The organism is Sphingomonas sp. AC522, assembly GCF_979258125.1.
The window spans coordinates 2,453,847-2,470,192 of record NZ_OZ409836.1; the positions used below are offsets into that span (position 1 = coordinate 2,453,847).

General features: G+C 65.4%; 11 protein-coding genes. 7 read left to right on the plus strand and 4 right to left on the minus strand.

From position 1 onward, the window contains the following. Positions 1 to 54: 54 nt before the first annotated feature. From ACZZZM_RS12255 to ACZZZM_RS12270, 4 genes are all read left to right on the plus strand, one after another. Positions 55 to 2,313 carry a coiled-coil domain-containing protein gene (locus tag ACZZZM_RS12255; RefSeq protein ID WP_463595375.1) on the plus strand — a complete coding sequence of 753 codons (2,259 nt, stop codon included), beginning with the start codon at positions 55 to 57 and terminating at the stop codon, positions 2,311 to 2,313. Positions 2,314 to 2,431: 118 nt separating this feature from the next. Next, positions 2,432 to 3,046 carry a class I SAM-dependent methyltransferase gene (locus ACZZZM_RS12260; RefSeq protein WP_463595376.1) on the plus strand — a complete coding sequence of 205 codons (615 nt, stop codon included), beginning with the start codon at positions 2,432 to 2,434 and terminating at the stop codon, positions 3,044 to 3,046. 75 nt (positions 3,047 to 3,121) lie between these two features. After that, entirely contained in the window at positions 3,122 to 4,339 is a 1,218-nt protein-coding gene (locus ACZZZM_RS12265) for an NADP-dependent isocitrate dehydrogenase (RefSeq protein WP_463595377.1), read from the plus strand. A 223-nt stretch (positions 4,340 to 4,562) separates the two neighbouring features. After that, positions 4,563 to 6,266, plus strand: a complete 1,704-nt coding sequence (locus tag ACZZZM_RS12270; RefSeq protein WP_463595378.1) for a M20/M25/M40 family metallo-hydrolase — start codon at positions 4,563 to 4,565, stop codon at positions 6,264 to 6,266. A gap of 148 nt (positions 6,267 to 6,414) precedes the next feature. Here ACZZZM_RS12270 and ACZZZM_RS12275 read toward each other — a convergent pair whose 3' ends face one another. Further along, entirely contained in the window at positions 6,415 to 7,605 is a 1,191-nt protein-coding gene (locus ACZZZM_RS12275) for an FAD-dependent oxidoreductase (protein ID WP_463595379.1), read from the minus strand. Positions 7,606 to 7,648: 43 nt separating this feature from the next. On the opposite strand from ACZZZM_RS12275, the gene ACZZZM_RS12280 reads away from it, so the two are divergent. After that, positions 7,649 to 9,430 carry a cation:proton antiporter domain-containing protein gene (locus tag ACZZZM_RS12280; RefSeq protein ID WP_463595380.1) on the plus strand — a complete coding sequence of 594 codons (1,782 nt, stop codon included), beginning with the start codon at positions 7,649 to 7,651 and terminating at the stop codon, positions 9,428 to 9,430. 70 nt (positions 9,431 to 9,500) lie between these two features. Next, complete coding sequence (locus tag ACZZZM_RS12285) at positions 9,501 to 10,013, plus strand: hypothetical protein (RefSeq protein ID WP_463595381.1); 513 nt, start codon at positions 9,501 to 9,503, stop codon at positions 10,011 to 10,013. A gap of 7 nt (positions 10,014 to 10,020) precedes the next feature. Here the strand turns inward: ACZZZM_RS12285 and alaS are convergent, their stop codons facing one another. The 3 genes from alaS to ACZZZM_RS12300 all read right to left on the minus strand — a co-directional run bounded on the left by alaS (position 10,021) and on the right by ACZZZM_RS12300 (position 14,562). Continuing rightward, positions 10,021 to 12,666 (minus strand): alanine--tRNA ligase, encoded by a 2,646-nt coding sequence (alaS, locus tag ACZZZM_RS12290; RefSeq protein WP_463595382.1) that lies wholly within the window; start codon positions 12,664 to 12,666, stop codon positions 10,021 to 10,023. Positions 12,667 to 12,887: 221 nt separating this feature from the next. Continuing rightward, complete coding sequence (locus tag ACZZZM_RS12295) at positions 12,888 to 13,241, minus strand: hypothetical protein (protein WP_463595383.1); 354 nt, start codon at positions 13,239 to 13,241, stop codon at positions 12,888 to 12,890. 64 nt (positions 13,242 to 13,305) lie between these two features. Next, positions 13,306 to 14,562 carry a M24 family metallopeptidase gene (locus tag ACZZZM_RS12300; protein ID WP_463595384.1) on the minus strand — a complete coding sequence of 419 codons (1,257 nt, stop codon included), beginning with the start codon at positions 14,560 to 14,562 and terminating at the stop codon, positions 13,306 to 13,308. A gap of 121 nt (positions 14,563 to 14,683) precedes the next feature. Between ACZZZM_RS12300 and ACZZZM_RS12305 the strand changes: the two genes are divergently transcribed. After that, the gene (locus tag ACZZZM_RS12305) at positions 14,684 to 16,309 is read left to right on the plus strand and encodes a hypothetical protein (protein ID WP_463595385.1); all 1,626 of its coding nucleotides are present in this window, start codon (positions 14,684 to 14,686) and stop codon (positions 16,307 to 16,309) included. The last annotated feature ends 37 nt before the right edge of the window (positions 16,310 to 16,346 follow it).

A 16,346-nucleotide genomic window follows, 5' to 3' on the forward strand; every position in this document is an offset into this window, starting at 1 on the left:
ACGGCGATAATGTGGTAAATGCGCCACATGATTGGGGGAAAACCAGCCGAGCCAATGCTCGTAGCCGAGGCCGACGAGCCTTATGTGCTGTCCGAAGCGGCGGCGCTGCCGACCGGCGCACACAGCGTCGATTTTGAAGAGGACGAGCCGCCGCGCGATCGGAGCTGGATCCTCGCGGCATTGGCGATCTTGGCGGCGCTGGCATCATTCGGCGCTCTAGGCTGGCTGGCGCTCCCGACGGTGCAGGCCGGGATGACGCCGGTGGCGCTGATTCAGTTGATCGCAGCGCTCTGCGTGCCGCCGATGCTGATCGGGCTGCTATATTTGCTCGCGATGCGCACGAGCCGGACCGAGGCGCGGCGCTTCGGCGCGACGGCGCACACGATGCGGACGCAGGCCGATGCGCTTGAACGGACCGTGGCGTCGCTTTCGCTCAAGATTGCCGAAAACCGCGCGGCGCTGGCCGAGCAGACCGATGTGTTGATCGCGATGGGCGATCGTGCAGCCGAGCAGATGTCCGAAGTTGCCGGCACGGTGAGCCATCAGGCGGGGACGCTCGATACCAGCACGCGCAACCTGCTACTGGCGGCCGGCGAGACCGAGCGGCGCGTGGCGATTGTGTTGGCGTCGCTTCCCAAGGCGCATGAGGAAATGCGCGGGCTTTCCGAGCGAGTCGATGCCGCGGGGTTGCTCGCAAGCCAGCGCGCAGCTTCGCTCGACACGCAGCTTACGGCGCTGGCCGAGCGCGGGCGCGAGGCGGATCAGATCGCCGGCGGCGCAGCCGAGCGGCTGGCGGCGCATATCTCGCGGATGGAAGCGACCAGCGAGACGGCTAGCGCGCGGCTCGAATCGGTTACCGGGCAGATGTCGGCCGAAGTCGATGGTGTCCTCGATCGCGCGGCCAATGCGGTGGATGAGGCGCGCAAGGGGATCGCAGCGCAGGGCGAGGCGATCCTAGCGATGCTGAGTGCGAACCAGGCCGCGCTCGACCGCGCCGGCAAGGACAGCGCCGAGGCTCTGGGCGCGCGGATTGCGACGATCGAAGATGCGATCGGGCGGATCGGGACGCGGCTCGGCGAGGAACAGGGCCGCGGGGATGCGCTGTTCGCGGGCCTCTCGACTGGCGTCGATCGGATCGACCGCGAACTGCAGGTACTCCACGCTGCCGGGATGGACCGGACGCAGGGTCTCGCCGCCTCTGTGAGCGCGCTGCATGGCTCGGTGACGGCGATGACCGAAGCGATGAACGTCGGCGACGCAACGGCGCACCGCGTTATCGCCACTTCGGAGGATCTGCTGCTGTCGCTCGATGCCTCGGCGCGCGAGATCGATGAGACATTGCCCGAGGCCTTGGCGCGGCTCGATGCGCGGATCATTTCGAGCCGGCAGGTTGTCGCGGGCGCCAAGCCTGAATTGCTGGCGCTGGTGACGGCAGCAGAGAGCACGCACGACGCGATCGAGGCGATCGCCGACGTGGTCAGCCAGCAGCGCGATACGCTGGCCAAGACCCAGGCTTCGCTGCTCGAAACGCTGGAGACCGGTGGCGAGCGGGCGCAGGCGCTTGAGCAAATCGTCGACGAGACCATCACCACCACCAAGCGCTTTGCCGAGGATGCCGCGCCGCAGCTGGTCGATGCGCTGCTGCGAGTGCGTGAAACCGCGAGCGCCGCGGCCGATCATGCACGCGAGGCGATAGCGGGGATCGTGCCCGGGGCGGCGCGCGCGCTGGAGGAAGCCAGCACCACGGCGCTACGCCGCGCGATGGACGAAACGGTGCGCCGCCAGCTCGGCGAGCTTGCCCAGACCACCGAGGCGGCAGTGGGCGCAGCGACTCGCGCTTCGGAGCGGCTGACCCAGCAGATGCTTCATCTTGCCGAGAGTACGGGTAAGGTCGAGGCGCAGATCGAGGCCGGGCGCGCTGCTCGCGAGGAAGCCAATGGCGACAATTTCGCGCGCCGCATTTCGCTGCTGATCGAAGCGCTCAATTCGAACTCGATCGACATCACCAAAGTGTTTGCCGCCGACGTGACCGACAGCGCCTGGGCGGCGTATCTGAAGGGCGACCGCGGGGTCTTTACCCGCCGCGCGGTCCGTGTGCTCGATTCGGGAGACGCCCGCGAGATTCACAAGCTGTATGATGAAGACGACGCGTTCCGCGAGAACGTCAATCGCTATATCCACGATTTCGAAGCGATGCTCCGCCAGATCCTGGCTTTGCGCGACGGCTCGCCGCTGGGCGTGACCTTGCTCTCGTCGGACATGGGCAAGCTTTACGTCGCGCTGGCGCAGGCGATCGAGCGGCTTCGTAGCTGACCAGCGCACACATGGTTCCCACCGCTTCAGGCACGAAATGAACCTCAACGCTTGAATGTTCGTTCTTTTTTGCGCAGGGCGCGTCGCCGTCCCGCAACAACCGGAAGAAGGTTTTTCCATGCCCGCATCGACCGCTGCCGAGCGCCGTAGCCGCCGCCGCGCCGCAGGGCTGCCGTCGCCTGCGATGATGTTCCTCAAGGGGTTCATCAAGCATCCGGTGATGGTGGGCGCCGTCGCTTCTTCGTCGCAGCGCCTGGTCCGCCACGTGCTCAGCCGAGTCGATTGGGGCAATTGCAAGCTGTTCGTCGAATATGGACCGGGCGTCGGCACCTTTACCCGCCCGATCCTCGATCGCCTCGCGCCCGACGGCAAGCTTATCGTGATCGACACCAACCCCGATTTCATCGCATATCTGAACGCGACGATCATCGATCCGCGACTGATCGCGATTTGTGGATCGGCGAGCGACGTGACGCAGATCGTCAAGGATCACGGCTTCGAGCATGCCGATTTCATTGCATCGGGCCTGCCCTTCTCGACCCTGCCCCCAGGCGTCGGCGACCAGATCGCCAAAGCGACGCAAGAAATTCTGCGGCCCGGCGGCGCGTTCCTAGTCTATCAATACAACCCCAAGGTGCGGAACTTCCTGACACCGCACTGGCGCAAGATCGATCATGCCGTGGAATGGTGGAACCTGCCCCCGGCGCAGCTTTGGTGGGCCTGGAAGGAATAGCGGCGGGGGCGCTTGATCCCCCTCCCCCATCCTCCTAGACGCTCGCCAAACCCTTATCAGAGGAACTAGCGAGCAATGGCGAAGATCAAGGTTGCAACGCCCGTCGTGGAAATTGACGGCGACGAAATGACGCGGATCATCTGGCAGTGGATCCGCGAGCGCCTGATCCTCCCCTATCTCGACATCGACCTCAAATATTACGACCTCTCGGTCGAGAATCGCGACGCCACCAACGACCAGATCACGGTGGATTCGGCCAAGGCGATCCAGCAATACGGCGTCGGCGTGAAGTGCGCGACGATCACTCCGGACGAGCAGCGCGTCGAGGAATTCAATCTCAAGGAAATGTGGAAGTCGCCCAACGGCACGATCCGCAACATCCTGGGCGGCGTCGTCTTCCGCGAGCCGATCGTCATCTCGAACGTACCGCGCCTGATTCCAGGCTGGACCAAGCCGATCGTCGTCGGCCGCCACGCATTCGGCGATCAGTATCGCGCGACCGACTTCAAGGTCCCCGGCGCCGGCAAGCTGCGGATGATCTGGGAAGGCGAGAATGGCGAGAAGATCGAAAAGGAAGTGTTCGATTTCCCGGCCGCGGGCGTGGCCATGGGGATGTACAATCTGGACGATTCGATCCGCGATTTCGCGCGCGCTTCGTTCAATTACGGGCTAAATCTCGGTTGGCCGGTGTACCTCTCGACGAAGAACACGATCCTCAAGGCTTATGACGGGCGCTTCAAGGATATCTTCCAGGAAATCTTTGACAGCGAGGGCTTCGCCGCGAAGTTCAAGGAAGCGGGCATCGTCTATGAGCATCGCCTGATCGACGACATGGTCGCATCGGCGCTCAAGTGGAGCGGCGAATTCGTCTGGGCCTGCAAGAATTATGACGGCGACGTCCAGTCGGACCAGGTTGCGCAGGGCTTCGGCTCGCTCGGCCTGATGACCTCGGTTCTGCTCTCGCCCGACGGAAAGACCGTCGAGGCCGAAGCCGCGCACGGCACCGTCACCCGCCACTATCGCCAGCATCAGCAGGGCAAGGCGACCTCGACCAACCCGATCGCATCCATCTTCGCATGGACCGGCGGCCTCAAGTTCCGCGGCAAGTTCGACAACACGCCCGACGTTGTGAAGTTCGCCGAGACGCTTGAGCGCGTCTGCATCGAGACCGTCGAAAGCGGCGCGATGACCAAGGATCTGGCGCTGCTGATCGGCCCCGAACAGGCATGGATGACGACCGAGCAGTTCTTCGAGCAGGTTCGCGTCAATCTTGAGACGGCGATGGCCGCCTGAAGGCTTCAGCACTGACGGAAAGGGCGGCTTCGGGCCGCCCTTTTTGTTTCTGTGCAGCGCGAATCTTCCCAATGTTCGCAGTGACCATGGGGGTCGGAGGAATGCCTGATCGGGCATGTCAAAGAGCGGGCCGGCAATGCCGACGACTCAGCCAAGCAGACGAAATCCTACATTGCAAGCATGTGATTCCGGCCGCTAGGCTGGCCCCGAAGGGGACGGCGTCATGAAGAGCTGGATACATATATCGATCGCGGGCGTGGTCGCGATCCTGCTGGCGGTGTTCGCGACGACCACCCCCTTCCCCCTGGCTGCGGACGCGCCAGGCGCCGACTTCTCCGCAGCGCGCGCCATGGTCGATGTCCGCGAAATCGCGCGGGCGCCGCATCCGACGGGCAGTCCCGAAAACGCGCGGGTGCGCGCGTATTTGACTGCGCGGCTGCAATCGCTCGGCATGACGGTGTCGACCACGACCGCGCCGGTCAGCCCCGAGGCCAAGGCCCGGTTGGACGCGTGGCGCGGCAACGCAGCAACGGCCGACGCCGTCAATTTGATCGCGACTCTGCCGGGGCGTGATCCCGCCAAGCCGGCGGTATTGCTGATGGCGCATCATGATACGGTATGGGGATCGCCCGGTGCGCCGGACGACACGGCGGGTGTCGCCGCGATCCTGGAGACGGTGCGCGCCATTCGGGCGAGCGGGCAGCCGCCAGAGCGCACGTTGATTGTGCTGTTCACGGACGGCGAGGAACTCGGCCTCGACGGCGCCGAGCAATTCTTCGCGCAGAACCCGGCGCGCAGCAACGTAGGCGTGATCGTGAATCTCGAGGCGCGTGGCGGTGGCGGGCGAGCTTCGATGTTCGAGACCGGCGACGGCAATGGCGCGATGATCGACTTGTTCGCGCGCTCGGTGCGGCGTCCGGTCGGCACATCGCTCAGCGTTTTCGTCTACAACAAGCTGCCCAATTATACCGATTATACCGTCGCCAAGAAGCTGGGCGTTCCGGGCTTCAACTTCGCGTTCATCGGGCGGCCCGGCCTGTACCACTCGCCGCTGGCGACGCCGGATGCGCTCGACCAGGGATCGCTGCAGGATATCGGTCGCCAGACGCTCGACCTGAGTCGTGGCCTGCTCGCAGCACCGGATCTCCCCGGCAAGACGTCTGACCGAGTGTTCTACGACCTGTTCGGGCTGGTTTTCTTCGCATATTCGGCCTGGGTCGGCTGGCTGATCCTCGCGGTTGCCACCGGCGCTTATGTCTATGCCGGTTGGCGCAGGATGACGCTCGCCGGAGTGGCGCGCGGCCTGGGAGCATCGCTTGCCGTGGTGGCGATCGGCGGGGTGCTGCTGCTCCTCGGCAATCTGGCATCGGGCGCCGACGGCCCAGTCAATTATTACGACCGGCTGGCGGCGACCCCGCGGCTGGAGATCCAGGCGGCATTGCTCTGCATTGCGGCAATGGCGCTGGCAGCCGGATTGGTGCTGAATCGCCGGCCGGTCCGCGAACTGGCGCCCGCATTGGCCGCGCCGTTCCTGCTGCTGGCAATCGTCGCGCAGGCGCTGGCGCCGACTGCCGCCTTCCCCCTGCAGATCCCGCTGCTGCTGGGCGGGCTGGCAGCAGCAATGTGGCGTTGGCGCAGCGAGCGAGCGGGCCTGTGGGCGATGACCGCCGCGGCGGCGCTCGGCGTCGGCTATATGCTGACGCTGGGCCATGCGCTGTTCCAGGCCGTGGGGCCGAACCTGCCCTTTGCGATGGTGCTGCCGCTCGGATTGAGCGCGGTGCTGCTGTTGCCGCTGCTTCCGCGGTTTGAGCGTCCACAGGCTGTGAAGCTGGCGGCGCTACTGGTGATGCTCGGGCTGGCGATGGCCTTATGGGTACGGTTCGACGCAGTGGCGCCGAGCGTGGCGGTTTATAGCAGCGATCATTGAGGGGGGGGCCAGCACGTCCCATTGTCACCCCGGGCTTGTTCCGGGGTCCACCGAGCGGCAGACAAAAGCTTAAACCTCTAGTCGACCCTATCGGCGCAATGGCCCCCGGAACAAGTCCGGGGTGACGAGTTTAGGTTGGGGCTGTGCATCAAGCCTTGGGCGAGCGGATATGCTCGCGGCGGACGCCCAGCCCGATAACGCGCGCCGGGATCCGCTGGAGCAGCGGTGTGCTGCCGAGAATACGGACAGGCCAAGGTGCTTTCTGCACCGTGCCGCCCAAGGCCGCGCGGATTACGGTGCGGTGGACGGTGCGCTGGATTGCCTGGATCACGCGGACGGGAAATTCGCGGCGGGCCTGAACCCGCTTCAGCAGCGGATCGGGATTTTCGCCGAGCGCCATCGGGCCGGCAAGGATGTTCGCGGCGGCGACGGCGTCCTGCACCGCGAGATTGATCCCTACGCCGCCCACCGGCGACATCGCATGCGCGGCGTCGCCGATCGCAAGCAGTCCCGCCCGCGACCATTGGATCAACCGGTCGAGCGTGACGCTCAACAATTTGACGTCTTCCAAGCCTGCTAGCCCGTGCATCAGCCCCGCGACGGGCGTGACGACCTTTTCGACTTCGGCGCGGAATGCATCAAGCCCGCGTGCAAGCATCTGCGGGGCGCTACCCTTTTCGATGACACGCGCGCACTGGAAATAATCGCCGCGATCGATCGCCACGATCATCTCGCCGCCCGCAATATAGCCCTGGGTCTGGTTATCTGCCGTGCGCGGCTTGGGGACGCTGAACCACAATACGTCGATCGGCGCGCCGAGATCGTTGAGCGGCAGGCCGGCGCGCAGCTTCGAACCACGCCCGTCGGCGGCGATGACCAGCCTGGCTGTGATTTCCTCGCCCGCTGCGGTGCGCACCCCGGTCACGCGCCCTTCGCGCTCGATCGCGGCAATCCCTTCGGTCTCCATCCGCAGCGTGAAGGCGGGATAGCGCTTCGCTTCCTGCGCGACGAAATCGAGGAATTCCCATTGCGGCATCATCGCGACGAAGCGGCCGCGCCCAGGCAGATGGGTGAAATCGGCGATTCGATAGGCTCGGCCGCCCAGCACCGCGCCGATATCTGCGACCTTGTCGTGCGGGCGTTCGAGCAGCGCATCCATCACCCCGAGCTCGTCGAACAGATTGAGCGTCGAGGGGTGGACGGTGTCGCCGCGGAAATCGCGGAGGAAATCCGCGTGCTTTTCCAGGACCATGGTTTCGACCCCGGCGCGGGCGAAGAGCAGCCCCGCGACCATCCCAGCTGGCCCGCCCCCGACGATGCAAAGTTCGGTCTTCGTCATATCGCCCCATGACATTGCCGCGCGTTGCCGTTTAGATACGCGCATGATCAGCCTTCAGAACAGCGGTTTCAGCGACGCCCTCGTCATATTGGGCGCGGCGGGGATCGTGATCCCGGCATTCGCAAGGCTGCGGATCAGCCCGGTGATCGGGTTCATCCTGGTGGGGGTGCTGGTCGGGCCGGCAGGACTGGGCACACTGGTCGGCCAATATCCGTGGCTTTATTACCTGACGATCTCCGATCCGCATTCGATCGAGCCGTTTGCCGAATTCGGCATCATCCTGCTGCTGTTCTCGATCGGGCTCGAACTTTCGTTCAAGCGATTATGGGCGATGCGCAACCTGGTCTTCGGGGTTGGCGCGGCCGAATTGATCGGCGCGGCGCTGGTGCTGGGGCTAGCGCTGTATCTGACAGGAATGAGCAGCAGCGGCGCGATCGGCATGGGGCTGGCGCTGGCGCTTTCCTCGACCGCACTGGTGATCCCGATCGCGGGAACGACCAGCGCCGTCGGGCGCGCCGCGTTCGCAATGCTGCTGTTCGAAGATCTGGCGCTAGTGCCGATCATCTTCCTGCTCGGCGCGATGGCGCCTGCAGCGGGGGAAGCGGGATGGCTGCCGCTGGTGGGCGTGCTCGGGCGCGGGGCGCTGACCGTGGCCATCCTGTTTATCGGCGGGCGTTTCCTGCTACCGCGAATGTTCGGCCAGGCGGCGCGGACCAAGAGCCCGGAGCTGTTCCTGGCGGCGAGCCTGCTGGTGGTGATCGCTGCGAGCCTTGCGACGACCGCGGCGGGGCTGTCGCCGATCGTCGGCGCCCTGATCGCGGGGCTGCTGATTGCCGAGACGGAGTATCACACCGAAGTCGAGGCGATCACGGCGCCGTTCAAGGGACTGGCGCTTGGTGTGTTCCTGATCACCGTGGGCATGCAGCTCGATCTGGCCTTCGTGCTCGACAATCTGGCGACGTTGCTCGGCGCGGTGTTCATGGTGCTGGTGGTCAAGGCCGGGGTGACGATGGGGCTGCTCAAGCTCACCGGATCGCGCGTGAGCACTGCGGCCGAGACTGGGGTGCTGATGTCGAGCCCGTCCGAGACCACGCTGATCGTGCTGGGTGTCGCGGCGACGGCGGGGCTGATCGCGCCGGCGGATGCGGCGTTCTGGACGACGGTCACGGCGATCGGCCTGACCGCGACGCCGGTGCTCGCTTATGCCGGGCGGCAGATCGCGCGGCTGATCGAGCGCAGGCAGGCGAGCGAAGACGATCCCGCCCATGTCGAGATCGACGAAGCGGGTCCGGGGACGGTGGTGATCGGGTTCGGCCGGGTCGGGCGCACGGTTGCCGACATGCTCAAGCGGCATGGCCTGCCCTATATCGGCGTCGATGCCGACGTCGATAACGTCAAGGCGGCCCGGCAAGAGGGTTATTCGGTGATGTTCGGCGACGTGACGCGCAGCGAGCTCGTCGACCGGCTCAACCTTGGCCATGCCAAGGCGCTGATCCTGACGATGGACGATACCGTGCTGACCGTGCGGCTGACGCGGCGGGTGCGCGGCTGGGTGCCTGAGCTGCCGATCATTACGCGCGCCCGCGATGCGCGGCACGCGGCGGAACTCTATGCGGCGGGGGCCAGCGAGGCTGTGCCTGAGACGCTCGAAAGCTCGCTGCAATTGTCGGAAGCCTTGCTGGTCGATCTTGGCATTGGCGTGGGCCCGGTGATCGCTTCGATCCATGAAGAGCGCGACAAGATGCGCAAGGCGATCAAGGAAGCCGTGGGCATGGAGCGCGAGCCGCGGCTGCGGCGGATGCGCAAGAGTGACGTGGCCGGCTGAGACGCTTTGCGCTTGCCGCCCCATCGGGCGCGGCGCATGAATGCGGCCAACATTTCCACGGAGTTGACCGATGTTCGAAGCCCTTCTGATCCTCGCGGCCGCATCCGCGCCGCAGTCCGCCGATCCGCTCGCCGAGGCGCGCGCGGGCAAGGTCCAGTGCGTGACCCCCAATCGCGACAACAAGACCTGCATGGCGACGGTCAGCTATGTGGTGCGTGCGGATGGTACGTATGATTCGACGACGACGATGCTGATCGTGCCGACGCCATTGGTGACAATGGAGATCCGCGCATCGGGCAAAACCGAAGGCAATAAGGTGTGCAACGTGATCCGCACCGCCGATTTCCAAGCCGCCAAGCTGGCGATGGACGGCGGACCGGTCAACGCCGCGATGGAGCAGGCGATCCGCGCGCAGGTGACTGCGTCGATCGCGCCGTTCGACGGCAAGACCGGCTGCGCCACCGAGAAAGCGGAGGGCGACATCCTGCTTTCCGAAGCGACGGTCGATGGCGTTCCCCGCCCCGAACTTACCCAGCGCTTCATCTGGGTGAAGCCCGAGGACGGCTACAAGGTCGGCCAGTAAGCCCGGACTAGGCCGCGACGCTCGTCAGTGCGTCGCGGACTGCCGCCAGGGCTTCGGCGCCCTTGCTGCCATCAGGGCCACCACCTTGCGCCATGTCGGGTCGGCCGCCGCCGCCCTGCCCGCCCAATGCTGCGACCGCGGCCTTGACCAGGTCCACGGCGTTGTGCGCGATGCCCGGGGTGACCCCGACCGCGACCGAGGCGCGGCCTTCATTGACTGCGACCAGAGCGATCACGCCCGAGCCGATGCGGTTCTTGGCTTCGTCGACTGCGCCGCGCAGTTCCTTGGGGTCGAGGCCGTCGATGACCTGGCCGATGAAATTGGTGCCGGCGATCTGCTCGGGACCAGACGGTGCAGCCGCGCCGCCGCCGCCCATGGCCAGAGCCTTGCGGGCATCCGCCAATTCGCGTTCGAGCCGGCGGCGCTCCTCGACCAGTTGCGCGACGCGGGCCGGAACTTCGTCGGGTGACGATTTGAGCGCGGCTGCCGCTTCGCGAAGGCGCTCGTCGCGGGCGCCCAGCCACAGGCGCGCGGCTTCGCCGGTCAGCGCTTCGATGCGGCGGACGCCCGACGAGACGGCGCTTTCGGAGATGATCTTGAATATGCCGATATCGCCGGTCGCATTGACATGCGTGCCGCCGCAGAGCTCTACCGAATAATGCTGCGCGTCGCCGCGGCCCATCGAGAGCACGCGGACTTCGTCGCCATATTTCTCGCCGAACAGCGCCATTGCGCCGGCAGCGATCGCGTCATCGGGCGTCATCAGGCGCGTGCCGACGGCTTCGTTGTGGCGAATCTGGGCGTTCACGTCGGCCTCGACATCGGCGATCTGCTGCGGCGTCAGCGCTGAGGGGTGCGAGAAATCGAAGCGAAAGCGGTCGGCGGCGACGAGACTGCCCTTTTGGGTCACATGCCCGCCGAGACGATTGCGCAGCGCAGCGTGGACGAGGTGAGTCGCTGAGTGGTTGGCGCGGATCTGGTCGCGGCGCTCGGCATCGACACTGAGATGGACCGTGTCGCCGACCGAAAGCTCGCCGCTTTCGATCTTCGCGTGATGCGCGTGGAGGCGGCCGAGCGGCTTGCTCGTATCCTCGACGATGGCGCTGAGCTTGTCGTTGGTGATCGTGCCGGCGTCGCCCATCTGCCCACCGGACTCGCCGTAAAAGGGCGTCTGGTTGGTGAGGATGGTGACACTGTCCCCTGCCCCGGCGGTCTCGACGCGTGCGCCGCCCTTGACGATCGCGACGACCTGCGCCTCGCCTTCGGTGCCGTTATAGCCGGTGAATTCGGTACCGCCGAGCTCGTCGGCAATGTCGTACCAGACCTCATCCGAAGCCTTGTCACCCGAGCCTTTCCAAGCTGCGCGGGCGGCCGCCTTTTGCTGGGCCATGGCGGCATCGAAGCCGGCGCGATCGACGGTCATGCCCTGGCTGCGGAGCGCGTCTTCGGTCAGATCGTAGGGGAAGCCATAGGTGTCGTAGAGCTTGAACGCAGTCTCGCCGGGCAGCGAGCCGCCTTCGCTCATGCCGGCCGTCGCTTCGTCGAGCAGACGCAGGCCGTTGGCGAGCGTCTGGCGGAAGCGGGTTTCCTCCTGAAGCAAGGTCGCTTCGATCAGCGGCTGGGCGCGGACCAGTTCGGGAAAGGCTGCGCCCATTTCGGCGACCAGCGACGGCACCATGCGGTGCATCAGCGGATCCTTGGCGCCGAGCAGCTGGGCATGACGCATGGCGCGGCGCATGATCCGGCGGAGGACATAACCGCGGCCTTCCGCGGCCGGCAGCACGCCATCGGCAATCAGGAAGCCCGATGCGCGCAAGTGATCGGCGATAACGCGGTGGCTCGCCTGATTGTCGCCAGTCGTAGCCGATCCGGTCAGCGCGCCCGATTGCTCGATCAGCGCCTTGAAAGTGTCCGTGTCGTAATTGTCATGGACACCCTGGAGGACGGCGGCGACGCGCTCGAGGCCCATGCCGGTGTCGATGCTCGGCCGCGGCAAATCGCTGACGATGACGTCGTTTTCCTGCAGATGCTGCATGAAGACGAGGTTCCAGATCTCGACGAAGCGGTCGCCATCTTCCTCGGGGCTTCCAGGAGGGCCGCCCCAGATATGATCGCCATGATCATAGAAGATTTCCGAGCACGGACCGCAGGGGCCATCGGGACCCATCGCCCAGAAATTATCCTTGGTCGGGATGCGGATGATGCGGCTCTCGGGAAGGCCGGCGATCTTCTTCCACAGATCGAACGCCTGATCATCGGTGTGATAGACGGTCGCCGTGAGCTTGTCGGGATTGAGGCCCCATTCCTTGGTCAGCAGCGTCCACGCATGCGTGATCGCCTGTTCCTTGAAATAATCGCCGAACGAGAAATTGCCGAGCATCTCGAAGAAGGTGTGATGGCGGGCGGTATACCCGACATTGTCGAGATCGTTGTGCTTGCCCCCGGCGCGGACGCACTTCTGGCTGCTGGTCGCGGTCGAATATGGCCGGGTCTCGAGCCCGGTGAACACGTTCTTGAACGGCACCATCCCCGCATTGACGAACATCAGCGTGGGATCGTTGTGGGGCACCAGCGGCGCGGAGGCGACGCGGGCATGCCCATGGCCTTCGAAATAATCGAGGAAGCTGCGGCGAATATCGTTCGTCGAGGTCATGGGTGCGACTTAGGGGGTGATGGGGCGTCGCTCAAGCGAAAGGGTGACACAACGAGCGTAGCCCGTCACCCCGGACTTGTTCCGGGGTCCACCGTGCGGCTCAGCGAAAGCTGGACCCTCTTGCTACGTGCCAAGCGGATAAGTGGACCCCGGAACGAGTCCGGGGTGACAATTGAAGTATGGATGGTGGCTATACGAAATCCGACGCTTCGGCGCGTGGTTTAGTGCCCCCACACCCCGAAGTTGCTGTAGCCGACTTCATGGCTTCGGCGGCATTCGGCGACGGCGCGCTTTACGTCTTCGTCATGCTCCCACTCCTGGGCATCATAGCTAAGCGCCTTGTCGACGGATAGGACCTCGTAACCATCTTCCACCAAAGCCGCTTCCCCAGCGTCTATCGCACTTCGGAGGTCGCAACTGGGAACGAAGCAGGTTACAAACCCGCCGGCAAAACCTTGCTCTTTCCATGGCACGCTCCCGCCACCTAACTCGAAGTAAACAAGAAACACTTCTTCGGAGCCGCCCATGGCCATTATTGTGGCCGAGCCTGCGAACGTCCGCAAATCGAATCGCATGTCCAAGCCACCATTCGTAGCCGGGGCTTGAGCCTCCGCCCCTGCCTCGTGAGGAAGGCATTAGTCACTCAAACGGCGCGTCGACCGACTTGGGCGGCACGCTGAACCATTTCGGGCCGCTCTCGGTCATGTGGAAACAATCCTCCAGGCGGATGCCGAAGCTGCCGGGGATGTAGATGCCCGGCTCGTTCGAAAAGCACATGCCGGGCGCCAGCAGCGTCTTTTCGCCGCGGACGAGATTGACGGGCTCGTGGCCGTCCATGCCGATGCCGTGGCCGGTGCGATGCGAGAGGCCGGGGAGCTTGTAGTCGGGGCCATAGCCCTGGCTGACATAGTAACGGCGGACTGCGTCGTCGACGCTGCCCGCGGGCTTGCCAAGCTGGGCGGCCTCGATCGCGACTTGCTGGCCGCGGGCGACCTGGTCCCAGACCTTGCGTTGCTGGGCACTGGCCTCGCCGAACACGAAGCTGCGCGAGATATCGGACTGATAGCCCTGCACGCTGCACCCGCAATCCATCAGCACGACTTCGCCGGGGACGACCTTTTGCGGCTTGCCGCTGCCGTGCGGATAGGCCGCGGCCTCGCCAAGCAGGATCAGGTTCCAGGCATTGGTGCCGCCCAGCTTGGCGGTGGCGGCGCTCATCAGTGCGGCCACGTCGCGGGGCGTCATGCCCGCCTGGATGCGCGAATGCGTCCATCGATAGGCGGCGAGGGTCACGTCGCTGGCGAGCTGCATCAAGGCGATCTCGGGCGCGGTCTTGATCATGCGGCAGCCGCGGACGACCGGATTGCCCGAGACGATCCTGGCCGAGGGCAGCGCCTTTTGCAGGCCATCGACGATGAAATAGCGGTTGGTTTCCTCGATGCCGACCGGGCGGTTGCCCAGCTTGCGATCCTTGAGGAAACCGGCGACGACCTTCAGCGGATCCTCATCCTCCTGCCAGACCCGGACTTCGGCGGGGATCGCAAGGCTTTCGCGCACGGACGGCTCTTCGAAGAAGGGGGTGACGATGCAAGGCTCGCCCTCGACCGGGATCACAACGCAGGTCAGCCGCTCGCTGCGGCCCCAGCGGACTCCGGTGAAATAGATCAGCGACGAGCCCGGCTCGATCAGCACCGCGCCGATGCCATTCGCTTTCATCAGCGATTGCGCGCGCGCGATCCGCGCCTTGCGCTCCTCGGGGCCGATCGGCTGCGCGCCTTTGGTCATGTCCTGAAGATCGGGATCGTCGAACGCGAAGGCAGCGCCGGCATGGAATGCGAGCGGGGCAAGCGCGGCGGCCTGGAGGATGCGGCGGCGCGCGATGGGGAAGCCCGTCATTTCAAAAGTCCTTCGCTGTAGCGATCCGGAGGCAGGGAGCAGATGGCCGGGGTTGATACGGCGCTTGACCATTGGCCCGCAATCCCTTCCCCTATGTGTCGGCGCGACGAAGGGGAATCCGATGCGACGGTTGATGCTGGCTCCGATGATCCTGCTGCTGGGAAGCGCGGCGGCGCCCGAGCCGCTTTCGGAGGCGCCGCGGCTAGGCAATTGGTGCGGTGGCGATTTGCCTGCCGCCGACGAGAAAACCGTGATCCTCGAAGGCTATGGCCAGGGCGGCTTCACGATCGCGACCAAGAGCGCGGAGGCGCAGGCATTCTTCACCAACGGGATGCAACTGGCGCATGCCTTTGCGCACAAGGCGGCGATCAAGGCTTTCCAGGAAGCACGGCGACTCGATCCCGATTGCGCGATGTGCGCCTGGGGCGAAGCGTGGTCATCGGGGCCGACGATCAATTACGGCGTCGATACCGACGAGCAATTGAAGAAACTGGCGGACATGACCGACGCCGCCGCGAAGCTGGCCGAGGGCGGCAGCGTGCGCGAGCGCAATCTGATCGGTGCCTTGCAGCAGCGCTATCGCAAAGGCGGCAATGCGGCGTTCGCCGATGCGATGGAGAAGATCGTGGCGATGGCGCCCGGCGACGACGCCATTGCCGTGCTCGCGGCGGACGCGCGAATGATCGCGGCGAATGACTGGAATGCCGAGACGATGAAACGCCCGGTCGAACTGCTCGAGGGCGTGCTCGCGCGCAATCCGGATTATGCGCCGGCGATCCACTTCTATGTCCACGCCACCGAAGGCGCCGCTTATCCCGAGCGCGCCGAGAAGTTTGCGGACCGCCTTGCGATCGTCGCGCCGGCGGCGAGCCACCTCGTCCATATGCCCTCGCACACCTATTATTGGATCGGGCGCTATGGCGACGCGGCGACTTCGAACTTCAACGCAGTGAAGATCGACAAGGCGAATGCCAAGCGGTTGAACCTGCCTGGCCCGCATGCGGTGTGGAAGCTGGCATATCATGGGCATAATGTGCATTTCGGCCTGGGCGGCGCGCTGATGTCCGGCGATGGGGAAATCGGTCTCAAACTCGCTTTGCCGATGATCGAAATGGCAGCGAATGCCAAGGAGCCCGCGGGCAATTTCATGCAGGCGGTGCTGGGCGAAGCCTATATCGCCGTGGCCCGCTTCGGCACCCCTGAGCAGATGATGGCAATCGCCGATCCGGGCGACAAGAGCGCGGTGGCACAGGCGCTGTGGCGCTATGCCCGGGGCGAGGCGCTGGCACGCAAGGGCGATTTTGCCGGCGTGCGGCGCGAGGCACGCCAGGTTCCGGGCAAGATCGCCAACGACAAATCCGGCATGGCGGCTGCGCTGCTGGCGATCAGCCGCAACGTGCTCGACGGCCGCGTGGCGATGCTCGAAGGCAAACCGGCCAAAGCTGTGACCCTTTTCACTGCCGCCGCGGCGATCGAGGAAGCCAAGCCGCTTTCGAATTATTCGGATCCGCCGCTCTGGTGGTATCCGGTGCGGCGCGACGTGGCGGCGGCGCTGCTGGCGGCGGGCGATGCCAAGGGGGCGATTGCCGCCGCTGATGCTTCGCTCAAGCGCCGCCCGCTCGATCCCGTGGCGCTCGCGATCCGGGGACAGGCGCAGGCGAAGCTGGGCGCGAAGGCGGCTGCGGCGCGCGATCTGGCGCAGGCACGGAGCGGCTGGCGCGGCAGAAAGCTGCCAAACGGCGCTTGACCCGAGCCGCGCAATCCCCTTCCTAGGCGCCAATCAA

Excerpts from the sequence above, each read along its gene's own strand:
- ACZZZM_RS12305 (WP_463595385.1), top strand. The coding sequence starts at position 14,684 with ATGCGACGGTTGATGCTGGCTCCGATGATCCTGCTGCTGGGAAGCGCG.
- ACZZZM_RS12295 (WP_463595383.1), bottom strand. The coding sequence starts at position 13,241 with ATGCGATTCGATTTGCGGACGTTCGCAGGCTCGGCCACAATAATGGCC.
- ACZZZM_RS12285 (WP_463595381.1), top strand. The coding sequence starts at position 9,501 with ATGTTCGAAGCCCTTCTGATCCTCGCGGCCGCATCCGCGCCGCAGTCC.
- ACZZZM_RS12265 (WP_463595377.1), top strand. The coding sequence starts at position 3,122 with ATGGCGAAGATCAAGGTTGCAACGCCCGTCGTGGAAATTGACGGCGAC.
- alaS (WP_463595382.1), bottom strand. The coding sequence starts at position 12,666 with ATGACCTCGACGAACGATATTCGCCGCAGCTTCCTCGATTATTTCGAA.
- ACZZZM_RS12270 (WP_463595378.1), top strand. The coding sequence starts at position 4,563 with ATGAAGAGCTGGATACATATATCGATCGCGGGCGTGGTCGCGATCCTG.
- ACZZZM_RS12280 (WP_463595380.1), top strand. The coding sequence starts at position 7,649 with ATGATCAGCCTTCAGAACAGCGGTTTCAGCGACGCCCTCGTCATATTG.
- ACZZZM_RS12255 (WP_463595375.1), top strand. The coding sequence starts at position 55 with ATGCTCGTAGCCGAGGCCGACGAGCCTTATGTGCTGTCCGAAGCGGCG.
- ACZZZM_RS12300 (WP_463595384.1), bottom strand. The coding sequence starts at position 14,562 with ATGACGGGCTTCCCCATCGCGCGCCGCCGCATCCTCCAGGCCGCCGCG.
- ACZZZM_RS12260 (WP_463595376.1), top strand. The coding sequence starts at position 2,432 with ATGCCCGCATCGACCGCTGCCGAGCGCCGTAGCCGCCGCCGCGCCGCA.
- ACZZZM_RS12275 (WP_463595379.1), bottom strand. The coding sequence starts at position 7,605 with ATGACGAAGACCGAACTTTGCATCGTCGGGGGCGGGCCAGCTGGGATG.